Source organism: Ketogulonicigenium vulgare WSH-001, assembly GCF_000223375.1.
GTDB classification, from domain to species: Bacteria; Pseudomonadota; Alphaproteobacteria; order Rhodobacterales; family Rhodobacteraceae; genus Ketogulonicigenium; species Ketogulonicigenium vulgare.
Genome location: NC_017384.1, coordinates 2,330,711 through 2,344,058, shown reverse-complemented (window position 1 = coordinate 2,344,058; position 13,348 = coordinate 2,330,711). Strand labels below are relative to the sequence as shown.

11 protein-coding genes are annotated in these 13,348 nt (G+C 62.8%); all 11 read left to right on the top strand.

From position 1 onward, the window contains the following. The first annotated feature begins 11 nt into the window (after window positions 1-11). Window positions 12-992, top strand: coding sequence for a prolyl aminopeptidase (pip, locus tag KVU_RS11680; protein ID WP_014538042.1), 981 nt, complete (start codon window positions 12-14; stop codon window positions 990-992). Beyond that, window positions 986-2,296: an ABC transporter substrate-binding protein gene (locus KVU_RS11675; protein WP_236953108.1), complete on the top strand. Its 1,311-nt coding sequence runs from the start codon at window positions 986-988 to the stop codon at window positions 2,294-2,296. Before pip ends, KVU_RS11675 begins: the two co-directional genes overlap by 7 nt. Before the next feature lie 143 nt (window positions 2,297-2,439). Continuing rightward, the gene (gene rimP, locus KVU_RS11670; protein WP_014538041.1) at window positions 2,440-3,063 is read left to right on the top strand and encodes a ribosome maturation factor RimP; all 624 of its coding nucleotides are present in this window, start codon (window positions 2,440-2,442) and stop codon (window positions 3,061-3,063) included. Beyond that, the gene (gene nusA, locus KVU_RS11665) at window positions 3,063-4,664 is read left to right on the top strand and encodes a transcription termination factor NusA (RefSeq protein ID WP_013385440.1); all 1,602 of its coding nucleotides are present in this window, start codon (window positions 3,063-3,065) and stop codon (window positions 4,662-4,664) included. The genes rimP and nusA overlap by 1 nt, the downstream gene beginning before the upstream one ends. A gap of 25 nt (window positions 4,665-4,689) precedes the next feature. Then, a complete protein-coding gene (locus KVU_RS11660; RefSeq protein WP_013385439.1) occupies window positions 4,690-5,334 on the top strand; it encodes an RNA-binding protein in 645 nt (214 codons plus the stop codon). Beyond that, window positions 5,331-7,874, top strand: a complete 2,544-nt coding sequence (gene infB, locus KVU_RS11655) for a translation initiation factor IF-2 (RefSeq protein ID WP_013385438.1) — start codon at window positions 5,331-5,333, stop codon at window positions 7,872-7,874. Before KVU_RS11660 ends, infB begins: the two co-directional genes overlap by 4 nt. A 227-nt stretch (window positions 7,875-8,101) precedes the next feature. Next, window positions 8,102-9,229 (top strand): 5-methyltetrahydropteroyltriglutamate--homocysteine S-methyltransferase, encoded by a 1,128-nt coding sequence (locus tag KVU_RS11650; RefSeq protein WP_013385437.1) that lies wholly within the window; start codon window positions 8,102-8,104, stop codon window positions 9,227-9,229. Window positions 9,230-9,279: 50 nt separating this feature from the next. Beyond that, window positions 9,280-10,269 carry a TRAP transporter substrate-binding protein gene (locus KVU_RS11645; protein ID WP_014538040.1) on the top strand — a complete coding sequence of 330 codons (990 nt, stop codon included), beginning with the start codon at window positions 9,280-9,282 and terminating at the stop codon, window positions 10,267-10,269. Next, window positions 10,266-10,742 (top strand): TRAP transporter small permease, encoded by a 477-nt coding sequence (locus KVU_RS11640; RefSeq protein WP_013385435.1) that lies wholly within the window; start codon window positions 10,266-10,268, stop codon window positions 10,740-10,742. Before KVU_RS11645 ends, KVU_RS11640 begins: the two co-directional genes overlap by 4 nt. Further along, window positions 10,735-12,051, top strand: coding sequence for a TRAP transporter large permease (locus KVU_RS11635; RefSeq protein WP_013385434.1), 1,317 nt, complete (start codon window positions 10,735-10,737; stop codon window positions 12,049-12,051). The genes KVU_RS11640 and KVU_RS11635 overlap by 8 nt, the downstream gene beginning before the upstream one ends. Window positions 12,052-12,134: 83 nt before the next feature. After that, entirely contained in the window at window positions 12,135-13,238 is a 1,104-nt protein-coding gene (locus KVU_RS11630) for an alkene reductase (protein WP_013385433.1), read from the top strand. The last annotated feature ends 110 nt before the right edge of the window (window positions 13,239-13,348 follow it).

Sequence of the window (13,348 nt, the reverse complement as noted above, 5' to 3'; positions counted from 1 at the left end):
GGACAAGGGACATGGATAAAGAACTCGGACACAGATCAGCGACGCCGCAGCTATTTGCGCCGCAGGCCCCCTATGACCAGCGCATGCTGGACGTGGGCGATGGGCATTCGATCTATGTCGAGCAGGTGGGTAACCCCGCCGGTATTCCTGTCGTGGTGCTGCATGGCGGGCCGGGGGGCGGGTGCAGCCCCGCGATGCGCCGCTATTTCGACCCTGCCATTTATCGCGTCGTGCTGTTTGACCAGCGCGGATGTGGCCGCTCGCGCCCGCATGCGCAGGTGGCGGCCAATACGACATGGCATCTGGTTGCGGATATCGAGCTGATTCGTGCCACGCTGGGCATTGAAAGCTGGGTGGTATTCGGCGGCAGTTGGGGCGCAACGCTGGCGCTGATCTATGCGCAAAGCCATCCGACGCGCGTACGCGCGCTGGCGCTGCGCGGTGTGTTTTTGTCGACGCAATCGGAACTCGATTGGTTCTATGGCGGCGGCGCAGGGCAGTTCTGGCCGGCGCAATGGGATCGCTTTAGCACCGCTATCCCGAAAGACGAGCGTCACGATTTGATCGCCGCCTATCACCGTCGCCTGTTCAGTGGCGATTACGCGACCGAGGTTGCCTTTGCGCGCCTGTGGGCCGGGTGGGAAAATGCGCTGGCCGCGATTGACAGCGACGGCCATCCGTCCGAGCCGCCCGCCGAATACGCCCATGCCTTTGCGCGGCTGGAATGCCATTATTTCGCGAACGGCGGTTTTCTGGATGCACAGACGGGGATCATGGCGCGGATGGATCGGATCGCCGATATCCCCGGCATTATCGTGCAGGGCCGGTATGACATGATCTGTCCGCCCGCCGCTGCCTATCGCCTGCATCAGGCCTGGCCGGCCAGCCGCCTTGTGATGGTGACCCGCGCCGGTCATGCTTTGTCCGAAAGCGGCATCACGACCGAGCTGCTGCGCGCCATGGATTTCTTCGCGGAGATGGAGCCATGGTAGAGCAAGGCCTGCGCCCCATCCAACGTATCAGCCGCCGGGGATTGATGGCCTCGGGCATGTTCGCGGGCCTTTTCGCGGCGGCGGGCAAGCCGGTGTCGGCGGGCACAGGCGGCACGTTGCGCATTGCGCTGCCGGGCGCGGATGCCGCCGACAGTTGGGATCCGCGCGGCCACGGCGGGTTGTTCATGCAGGTTGCAGCGCAGGGGGCGGTGTTTGACTGCCTGACCGAGGTGGCCGCCAGTGGCGAGCTGCGCGGCGAGTTGGCCGAAAGCTGGGAATGCTCTAGCGACGCCACCCGCTGGCAGTTCAAGCTGCGCCATGATGCGGTGTTTCACGATGGACACGCGCTGACATCTGCAGATGTGGCGGCATCACTGCTGGTGCATCGCGGGGGCGCTTTGGCGGGCTTTATCGTCGATCAGATCGCCCATATCGCGACGCCGCGCGCGGATGTTGTGGATATCACGCTGCACGCGCCACATGTCGATTTTCCGTTCCTTCTGGCTGCGCCGCAGTTGATCATCGCGCCGGGTGGCGATTTCAGCGCAGGTGTCGGCACCGGGCTTTACCATGTCGTGGATTTCCAGCCGGGCCGCAGTGCCGCATTGCGCCGTGTGCCGCAGCATTACAAAGACGGTCAAGCGGGCTGGTTCGCCGAGGTCATGTTGACAGCCGCAACCCCCGATGTGGCGCTGCGCGGTCTGCGCGCGGGTGATTTCGACGCGATTGGCGATCTGGACGAGGCGACCGGCGCAGAGGCCGCGCAGGATCACCGCCTTGCGCTGGCGGTCACGCGTGGCAATCGCAAGTTGGTCATTCCGCTGGCGGCCCGCGATGCGCTGGCGGCGCGCGGTGTCGATCGCGCGGGCTATGCTGGATCGCTGGGGATGATTTCAGGCGATCACCCGCTGGGGCCTGCGCAAGTGTCGCTGCCCGCCAGCGTCGATTTTGATCCCGACCTTGCGATGCCGGCGCTGGCCCCCCCGCAGCTTTTCAGCGGCGGCTTGACCGAGGATTGGGCCTTTTCGCTGGCGGCGCAAACCGGCGGGCCGCTGGCGGCGCTGGGCGCGGACCCCGCCTTTGCCAACCTGCTGCAAGCCGCCCGGGCCGAGGGCGACTCGGTCCGCCGCGCGCAGATTTACACCCGCCTCCAGCATATGGCCGAGACGGAAGGCGCCGCGCTGTGGCCCGCCGCGCTGCCCTATATCGACGCGCATTCCCGCCGCCTGTCACATGCGCAGGCGCTGGGCACACTTGCGCCCCTGGACAGCGCGCGGATCGCCGAACGTTGGTCTTTCGCCTAAGGGCGTTTGCCTCAGTGCTTGACCTTTGGGCCTGCAGCGGCTATCTAGCCCTCAACAGCGGCGTCTTGATCCAACGGGTCAGGGTTCCACCGATTGATCTCAACGGGCCGCGCGCCCGTTTTTTTGTTTTAAGGGGTCCAGAAATGTCAGACCTGATTGCCCGCGCGGCGATTGACCGTCGTGTCGCAGAAATCGTTCAACCCGTTATCGAAGATATGGGCTTTGAACTGGTGCGTATTCGCGTGATGACCGGCAAGGAAACCACCTTGCAGATCATGGCGCAAAAGCCCGATGGCACGATCGAGGTGGATGATTGCGCCGCAATCTCGACCGCCGTTTCGGCTGTTCTCGATGTCGAGGACCCGATTGTCGAAAACTACACGCTGGAAGTGTCCTCGCCGGGGATCGACCGCCCGCTGACGCGTCTGAAGGATTTCGATCTGTGGGACGGCTATACCGCCAAGATCGAAACCGAAGAGCTGATCGACGGTCGCCGCCGTTTCAAGGGCGAGCTGCGCGGTACCGAGGGTGATGAAATCCTGATCGAGCTGGACGACGCGGCCGAGCCCGTCACCATCGGCTTGAAATTCGAATGGCTGTCCGATGCCAAGCTGGTCCTGACGGACGAGCTGATCCGCGACGTGCTGCGCGGGCGCAAGGATGCCGGTCTGATCAACCAAGAACAGTTCGATGAGGTGGAAACCATCATCGACGCCGAAGAAGACAGTGATGATGCGACACCCGTCGCCCCTGAGGAGAAACACTGATGGCAATCACCTCTGCCAACCAGCTGGAACTGCTGCAAACCGCTGAAGCTGTTGCACGCGAAAAGCTGATCGACCCCAGTCTTGTGGTTGAAGCGATGGAAGAATCGCTCGCCCGTGCGGCCAAAAGCCGTTACGGCGCCGATATGGACATTCGTGTCCATATCGACCGCAAGACCGGTCGCGCCCATTTCAGCCGGGTGCGCACCGTGGTCGAGGATGATGCGGTCGAGAATTACCACGCCGAAATGACGGTCGATCAGGCCAAGCTGTATATGTCGAACCCTGAGGTCGGCGATATCTTTGAAGAAGAGATCCCGCCGGTCGATCTGGGCCGTATTGCCGCCCAAAGCGCCAAGCAGGTGATCTTGCAAAAGATCCGCGAAGCCGAGCGTGATCGCCAATACGAAGAGTTCAAGCACCGTCAGGGCACGATCATCAACGGCACCGTCAAGCGCGAAGAATACGGCAACCTCATCGTCGATGTCGGCGCTGGCGAGGCGATTCTGCGCCGCAATGAAAAGATCGGCCGCGAAAGCTATCGCCCGAACGACCGCATCCGCTGCTATGTCAAAGATGTGCGCCGCGAAGTGCGTGGCCCGCAGATCTTCCTGTCGCGGACCGCGCCCGAATTCATGCGCGAGCTGTTCAAGATGGAAGTCCCCGAGATCTATGAGGGCGTCATCGAGATCAAAGCCGTGGCCCGTGACCCCGGTTCGCGCGCGAAAATCGCCGTGCTCAGCAACGACAGCTCGATCGACCCGGTCGGTGCCTGTGTCGGTATGCGCGGTAGCCGTGTGCAGGCCGTCGTCGGCGAGCTGCAGGGCGAAAAGATCGACATCATTCCGTGGAACGAGGACATGCCGACCTTCTTGGTGAACGCGCTGCAGCCCGCAGAAGTCACCAAAGTCGTGCTGGACGAAGATGCCGAGCGTATTGAAGTTGTTGTTCCCGATGACCAACTGTCCTTGGCGATTGGTCGCCGCGGTCAGAACGTGCGTCTGGCCAGCCAGCTGACGAACCTCGACATCGACATTATGACCGAATCCGAAGAGTCGAAGCGTCGTCAGGCCGAATTCGAGGCGCGCACCAAACTGTTCATGGAAACGCTGGATCTGGACGAGTTCTTTGCCCAGCTGCTGGTCGCCGAAGGGTTCACCAACCTCGAGGAAGTCGCCTATGTCGATCTGGACGAGCTGACCACGATCGAAGGCGTCGATGAAGCCACCGCAGGCGAAGTTCAGGCCCGCGCCCGTGACCATATCGAAAGCCAGAATGAAAAGGCCCTCGAGGCAGCCCGTGCACTGGGTGCCGAAGACAGCCTGATCAGCTTCCCCGGTCTGACCCCGCAAATGGTCGAGGCTTTGGCGAAAGATGGTGTGAAAACGCTGGAAGATTTCGCCACCTGCGCCGACTGGGAACTGGCGGGCGGCTGGACGACGGTCGAAGGCAAGCGCGTCAAAGACGACGGCGTGCTGGAGCCTTTCGATCTGAGCCTGGAAGAAGCGCAAACCATGATCATGACCGCGCGCGTGTCGCTGGGTTGGGTCGATGCGGCTGAACTTGAAGCTGCAACCGAAGAAGAAGAGGAGGCCGAGGACTGATCGGTTCTCGGGTAAGGACAAAGGCATGACCAGAGGCGGACGCAATAATCAGCGCGACGAGGCCGAGCGGCGTTGCATCGTTACGGGCGAAGTGCAGCCCAAGGCGGGGCTCGTGCGCTTTGTCCTCGGGCCTGACAATACGGTCGTGCCCGATCTGCTGGAACGCCTGCCGGGCCGGGGCATGTATGTCTCGGCCACGCGGGCGGCAATCGCAGCGGCGGGGCGCAAGGAATTTGCCCGCGCCGCAAAGGCTGCTGTGATCGTTCCAGAAACGCTTGCAGATGATGTGGAACGTCAGCTTGTGCGCCGGGTGATCGATCTGATCGCATTGGCGCGCAAAGCAGGCATCGCGATCTGCGGATTTGAAAAGGTCAAGGCGCAGCTTGATAAGGCGCAGTTTGATACCCGCGCCGTGCGGGTGCTGCTGCAGGCCGATGACGGATCAGAACGCGGCAAGGCTAAATTATGGACGCCGACAGGTGCGCGCTATTTCAGCTGCCTGTCCGCCGAAGAATTGGGTTTTGCATTCGGTCGACAAAGTGTAATACATGGCGCGCTCGCGGCTGGTGCATTGAGTGACCATGTTGTAGAGGACGCCTCGAAGCTGCGTGGCATGCGCGAGGATGACGGCAGTCAGGGGATTGCCGGGAAGGATATTGAAGCCAGATGAGTGATAGTGACGGCAAGAAGCCCCTGGGGCTGCGCGGGTCCGGTTCGGCGCCCGGCAATGTAAAACAGAGCTTCAGCCACGGCCGCACGAAAAATGTGGTCGTTGAAACCAAGCGCAAGCGCGTTGTGGTGCCAAAGCCTGGTGCCGCTGCGGGATCTGCTGGTGCTGTTGCGGGCGGTGATCCAACCCGTCGTCCGGCTGGCATCACCGATGCCGAGCTGGAACGGCGCATGAAGGCACTGGCGCTGGCCCGTGCCCGCGAAGCTGATGACAATGCGCGTCGCGCCGCCGAAGAGCAGGCCCGCGCCGAAGAGCGCGAGCGTCGTCGTGCCGATATCGAAGCCAAAGAGCGTGAAGAGCGCGAAATGGCGGCAGCGGCCGAAGAAAAGCGCAAGCGCGAAGAAGAAGAGGCTGCCCGCAAGGCCGCCGAGGCTGCTGAAAAGCAAGCCGAGAAGAAAGTCGCCCCCGATCGTCGCCCGGCCCGCACCGCAGCACCTGCTGCTGCAGCGCCGACGACGACGCCCGCTGATGCACAGGCCGCAGCCGGTGCAACCGGCCCGCGCAAAACCGATCGCGACCGCACCGATGTGCGCGCCGATGCACGCGGTGACAAAACAGCCAAGGCCAAGCCGGGCCGCGAGGACGAAGGTCGCCGCGCCGGCAAGCTGACCGTTGCACAGGCAACGGACGGCGAAGGCCGCCAGCGTTCGATGGCCGCCATGAAGCGCAAGCAAGAGCGTGCGCGTCAAAAAGCCATGGGCGGCACGGTCGAGCGCGAAAAGATCATCCGCGATGTGCAGCTTCCCGAAGCGATCACCGTGGGCGAGTTGGCCAACCGTATGGCCGAGCGTGTGGCTGATGTGGTCAAGTTCCTGATGCGTAACGGCATTATGGCGACGACCAACCAGTCCATCGACGCAGATACCGCGCAGCTGGTTGTCGAAGAATTCGGCCACCGTGTTGTGCGCGTCTCGGATGCTGACGTCGAGCAGGTGATCGATACGGTTGTCGACAAGGCCGAAGATCTGTCGCCGCGTCCGCCGATCGTGACCATTATGGGCCACGTCGACCACGGCAAGACCTCGCTGCTGGATGCGATCCGCAAGGCGAACGTGGTCTCTGCCGAAGCGGGCGGTATCACGCAGCACATTGGTGCCTATCAGGTGACGACGGATAGCGGGGCGGTTCTGACCTTCCTCGATACGCCCGGTCACGCGGCGTTTACCTCGATGCGGGCCCGCGGCGCGCAGGTGACGGATATCGTCGTGCTGGTGGTGGCTGCTGATGATGCGGTCAAACCGCAAACGGTCGAGGCGATCAGCCATGCCCGTGCAGCCAACGTGCCGATGATCGTGGCGATCAACAAGATCGACAAATACGAGGCGAACCCGCAAAAGGTGCGCACCGATCTGCTGCAATACGAAGTCGTTGTCGAAGAAATGGGCGGCGATGTGCAGACGGTCGAGCTGTCGGCGAAAACCGGTCAGGGCATCGACACCCTGCTGGAAGCCATCGCGCTGCAAGCCGAGATTCTGGAACTGCAAGCCAACCCGAACCGTGCCGCCCATGGCGCCGTGATCGAGGCGAAGCTGGACGTGGGTCGCGGCCCCGTTGCCACGGTTCTGGTGCAAAACGGCACGCTGCGTCAGGGCGACATTTTCGTGGTCGGCCAAACCTGGGGTAAAGTCCGTGCGCTGGTCAACGACCAGGGCGAGCGTGTGACCGAGGCTGCGCCTTCGGTTCCGGTCGAGGTTCTGGGTCTGAACGGCACGCCGTCGGCAGGTGACGTGTTGAACGTCGTCGAAACCGAACAGCAAGCCCGCGAGATCGCCGACTACCGTGCGCAAGTCGCCAAAGACAAACGCACCGCCGCTGGCACTGCGACCCTTGAACAGCTGATGGCCCGCGCCAAAGCCGACAAGGACATCGCCGAGCTGTCGGTTGTGGTCAAAGCTGACGTGCAAGGTTCGGTCGAGGCTATCGTTCAGGTGCTTGAGAAGATCGGCAACGAAGAGGTGCGCGTGCGCGTGCTGCATTCGGGCGTCGGTGCGATCACCGAAAGCGATATCACGCTGGCCGAGGCTTCGGGCGTGCCGGTTATCGGCTTTAACGTCCGTGCCAATGCTGCGGCCCGTAACGTCGCCCAGCAAAAGGGTGTCGAGATCCGCTATTACTCGATCATCTATGATCTGGTGGACGACATCACCGCTGCCGCATCGGGCCTGCTGAAAGCCGAAGTGCGCGAGCGCTTTATCGGTTACGCCTCGATCCGCGAAGTGTTCAAGGTTTCGGGCGTCGGCAAGGTTGCTGGCTGCCTGATCACCGAGGGCGTGGCGCGTCGCTCGGCTGGCGTGCGTCTGCTGCGTGACAACGTGGTGATCCACGAGGGCACGCTGAAGACGCTGAAGCGCTATAAGGACGAAGTGTCCGAAGTGCCATCGGGTCAGGAATGCGGCATGGCCTTCGAGAATTACGAAGACATTCGCGCAGGCGACGTCATCGAGATTTTCGAGCGCGAAACGGTCGAACGCAGCCTGTAAGGCAGCATGAATGTTCTGAAAAGGCGGCCCCTCGGGGTCGCCTTTTTCTTTATGTGGTGCGCCTCATGATAGACATGAATATTATGAGGCGCCCGCATAGTTGACTTACCCGCCGGCTGAGGCGATCTAGCCCTTTATGCGCGGGCCTTTCCTGTAAATTCAGGGGCAAAGGTCTGCTGAATGTAAGACGGCCTGCGTTGGCGGGCCGAAGTAAGGGGTAAGTCGCGATGACGACTGAAACAACCATCCGCCGCCGCGCGCCGTTCCGCGCCGATCACGTCGGCTCGCTGCTGCGTCCCGCTGCTGTGCAGGCCGCGCGCCAGCCGGGCGTGCCCGCCGCTGACCTGCGCGCCGCAGAAGACGCCGGTATTCGCGAGCTGGTGCAGCTGCAAAAGGACGCCGGCCTTGGCGTTTTCACCGATGGCGAGGCGCGTCGCGCCTTTTGGCATTACGATTTCATGGGCCTGCTGACCGGCCTTGATATGAAGCCGTCGAACCGCAGCCTGCCGTTCAAGACCGAACACAAGACCACGCCGGTCGAGCCGCATCTGACCGGCGCGCTGGATTTCCCCGCTGATCACCCGATGCTGGAACATTTCACTTTCGTGCGTAATCTGGTGAAGCCGGGCGAGGGTATTGCGAAAATCTCGATCCCCGGTCCTTCGGCGCTGCATTTCCGCACGCCGACCGAGAATATCGAATACGCGCCCTATCTGGATCAGGAAAAACTGTTCCACGACACGGCCGAGACCTACAAAAAGGCCGTGCAGGCGTTTTACGACGCCGGTTGCCGTTACCTGCAGCTGGACGACATCTTCTTTGCCTATCTTGGCGATGAAAAGCAGCGCGAGGAGCGCCGCGCCATGGGCCAGGATCCCGACAAGCTGATCGCCAGCTATGCCGCGATGCTGGAAGCATCGATCAAGGATCGTCCCGCCGACATGGTGATCGGTATGCATATGTGCCGCGGCAACTTCCGCTCGGCCCATGTGGCCGAGGGCGGCTATGACGCCGCTGCGGATGCGATCTTCAACCACACCTCGGTCGATGTCTATTTCATGGAATATGACACCGAACGCGCGGGTGGCCTTGCGCCGCTAAAGCTACTGCCCAAGGGTGACAAGCGCGTCATGGCCGGATTCATCACCACCAAGACGGGCGAGCTGGAACAGGCCGATTGGCTCAAGCGCAAGTTCGACGAAGCCGCGCAATATGTCGATATCGACCAATTGGGCATCGCGCCGCAATGTGGCTTTGCCTCGACCGAACACGGCAATGCAATCACCGTCGACGACCAAAAACGCAAGCTGGAGCTGGTCGTGAACACCGCCCAAGCGATCTGGGGCGAGAACTAAGCCCCCGGCGCCCCGGCCTTCGGGGCGCCCCTTTTCCCAAAGGACATGACATGACCAGATTTCCCCGGCTGGCCGCTGCCGCCGCACTGCTTTTTGCTGCCCCGGTTTTGGCGATGCCTGCCGCGGCTGAAACCCTGCGTTTTGCCCATTTCGTGGCGCCGACCCATACGCTAACCGAGGCGATCGTAACCCCGCTGACGACAGGCGTCGCGGCGTCCGGCCTCGAGATCCGCACCTATCCCGCGGGCGAGCTGGGCGCAGGCCCGGCCGAGCAATATATCCGCGCGGTGCAGGGTGTTGCCGATATCGTCTGGGGTCTGCCGGGCTATACATCTTCGCAATTCCCGCTGTCGATGCTGACCGAATGGCCGGGCGCGCTGCCCCAGGGCATGACCGGCGCTGATTTCTTGTGGAACGGCGTCGATGCAGGCCTGCTGGCGCGCGAATATCCCGCGACCGTGCCGGTGGCGCTGTGGACGGCCGAGGATGCCGTTCTTGTGCTGCGCGACCGCATTGTCCGCCAGCCCGCTGACCTCGCGGGGCTGAAAATCCGCGTCTCTAGCGCAGTGTCGGGGCAGGTGGTGCAAGCCTTGGGTGCCAATCCGGTGCAGATGCCCGCAGGCGATGTGTACAACGCGCTGCAACCCGGGCTGATCGACGGCGTTGTGATCGGCTCCAGCGGCATCAGCGATTTCCGTTTTGACGAGGTGCTGGGCCATGTTGTGACCGGCATCCCGCTGGGCAACCAATCCTTTTTCGTCGTCGCCAACGCCGCCCGCATCGCCCGCCTGCCCGCGGCCGAGCGCGCGGCATTCGAGGCGGCATCGGGCCGCGATCTGTCCCGCCATGCCGAGGCTTTGTGGAACGCCAAGGGCGAGGCGGCCATCGCTGGCCTGCGCGCCCGCGACGCCGCGATCGTCATCGACCTGACCGAGGCCGAGATCGCCGCGTTCGAAGCCATCCTGCTGCCCCTGACCGAGGCCGCTGTGACGGATCAAGGCCTGAGCGATGCCTTTGCCACCATGCGGGGCGCTGAATGACCAAGGCGCTGACCCTGTTCGGCCATCTTGCCGCGCTTTGCGCCCGACTTGCGGGCGCAGCATTACTGGCGATGACCGCGCTGCTGCTGGCGGATGTGGTGGGGCGGGCCTTTGGCCATCCGCTGTTCGGCGCGCAGGAACTCGGCGAGATGGGCCTGCTGATCGTGATCTTTGGCGCGGTGGCGCTGCTGGATCATCGCGGCGGCCAGATCCGCGTCGACCTGTTCGCCAGCGCCATGCCCAAGTGGTTGCAGGCGAGTGTTGATCGCCTCAGTGCGGGGCTGACCGCCGCGCTGTGGTTCACCTTGGCCTATGCCACCGTCCAATCGGCGCAGTTGTCGCAGATGTTCGGGCTGAAATCCAACATTCTGGGCCTGCCCAAGGCCCCTTTCCAATATGCGCTCGCCGCCTTCGTCGCGATTGCGGGCGTGGGTGCGCTGCTGCGGCTGTTTCAAAAGGTGAAACATGATTGACACCTTGGCCGGCCTCGCCGGTGTTTTCGCGCTGCTGGCGCTGATCCTGCTGCGTATTCCGGTTGCGGTTGCGATGTTTGCGGTCGGCTTTGTCGGCATCACGCTGATGTCCGGCCTGCCGGTCGCGATGGGGCTGCTGGCGTCGGAAAGCTATACATTGGCCAGCAAGTTTGAACTGGTGGTGATCCCGCTGTTCATTCTGATGGGCAATCTTGCGACCCGCACCAGCACCAGCCGCGCGCTTTATGCGGCGGCCTATGCCGCTGTCGGGCGGATGCGCGGCGGCCTTGCGCAGGCAACGCTGGTGGGCTGCGGTGCGTTTTCAGCGCTCAGCGGCTCGTCCATCGCCTCGGCACTGACGATGGGCAAGGTCTCGCTGGCCGAGATGGAGCGCTATCGCTATTCCCCGCGCCTTGCCACTGCGACCGTCGCGGCGGGCGGCACGCTGGGGATTTTGATCCCGCCCTCGACCGGGTTCGTCATCTACGCCATCCTGACCGAGCAATCCATCGGCCGTCTGTTCCTTGCGGGCTTCCTGCCGGGGCTGCTGCTGCTGGTGCTGTTCATGGTGACGGTCGCGATCATCTGCCGCCTGCACCCCGAGGCTGGCCCTGCGGGCGAGGCCGTGCCGCGCGCCGCCGCAATCCGCGCCTTTGCCCAGGCGTTGCCCGGCCTGTCGATCATCCTTGTGACCATCGGCGGGCTTTATGCGGGGCTGTTCTCGCCCGTGGAATCCGCCGCCGTAGGGGCGGGGCTGCTGGCGATCATGGGCCTTGCGCGGCGCGAGATTAACCTGCGCGATCTGTGGGATGCGGGCCGTGATGCGGCGCTGACTTCGGCCACGGTGATGCTGATCCTGATCGGCGCGCATCTGTTCAACCCGTTCATGGCGCTTAGCCATATTCCGCAGACGATTGGCGGGTTCCTGACAGGCTCGGGCTTTGCGCCTTGGGTTGTTATGGGATTGATTATCCTATGCTATATCGTGCTGGGCATGTTCATGGACGGCTTTGCCATGCTGGTGCTGACGCTGCCGATCTTTTTCCCTGTCATTACCGCCCTGGGGTTTGATCCGATCTGGTTCGGTGTGATTGTGATGATCGTGCTGGAGATGGGGCTAATCTCGCCGCCCGTGGGGATGAACGTGTTCATCGTGAATTCCGTCGTGCCCCATGTGCGCCAGACCGAGATTTTCCGCGGCGTCGTGCCGTTCTGGCTGGCGATGATTGTGGGGGTTCTGATCCTGTCGTTCTTCCCGATGATCGCGACCGCGCTTCCCGATCTCGTGATGGGGGCAAGCCTGCGCTAGGGCGCCTTTGGTTAGGCACGATCTTTACTTGGGTCAGATCGTGCCTAACTATGCTTCTGTCAAATGACAGAAAGCTTCATAGAATGACTGATCTTTTCGGCTCATACCAGCTGGGTAAGCTGGTGTTGAAAAATCGCGCGGCCATGGCACCGATGACCCGCGCCCGCGCCCCGCAGAACGTCCCCGCCCCTGAAATGGCCCGCTATTACGCCCAACGATCCGGTGTCGGCCTGATCGTCACCGAGGGCACGGTCGTCAGTGCCAGCGCCTCGGGCACCGTTGATTGCCCCGGTATCTGGTCCGAGGAGCAGGTCGCAGCCTGGCAGCCCGTCACCGCCGCCGCCCATGACCAAGGCGCTGCGATCTTTACCCAGCTTTGGCATGTTGGCCGCGTCAGCCATGAGCTGGTGCAGCCGAACGGCGCGCAACCTGTCAGCGCCAGCGCCAAACAGGCACAGGGCGCGATGGCCTATGTGCGCCACCCCGACGGCACGCATGGCTTTGTGCCAGCCTCGGTTCCCCATGCGCTGACGATTGACGAGATCGCAGGCGTGGTCGAGGATTTCGCGATTGCCGCCGAAAACGCCATCAAGGCCGGTTTCGATGGGGTCGAGATCCACGGCGCCAATGGCTATCTGGTCGAGCAATTCATCAACGCCACCGTCAACGACCGCGACGATATTTATGGCGGCTCGATTGAAAATCGCATTCGGTTCGCGCTGGAGATTGTCGATGCTTGCGTCGCGCGTATTGGCGCGGATCGTGTCGGCATCCGTCTGACGCCGTTTGGCCGTGTCAGCGGTATGGCGGGCTATGAGGGCGAGGGCGAGACCTATCTGGTGCTGGCGCGCGCGCTCTCCAGCCGTGGCCTCGCCTATGTCCATCTGATGGATCAGAACGTGGGCGGCACCTGGACCTTGCCCGAGGGTTATCTGGCGCAGTTCCGCGCCGCCTGGAATGGCCCGCTGATCCTGGCGGGCGGTCTTGATCTGGAAAAGGCGAATGCGCTGCTAGAGGCAGGTTTGATCGACATTGCCGCCTTTGGTGTGCCGTTGATCGGCAACCCCGATCTGATCGCGCGTTTGCGCAACGGCTGGCCGCTGGCCACCCCCGACCGCGCCACGTTTTATGGCAGCGGATATGAGGGATATACCGACTATCCGACCTATACGCCGGTTTCGGCCTAGGCATGAAAAAACCTGCTACGCATGGCGTAGCAGGTTTAGTATTCCAACAGTCCCCGGATGTATTTCTACCTCGGGGTCATACGGCTGTTACACCGATGCGCCAGACACCA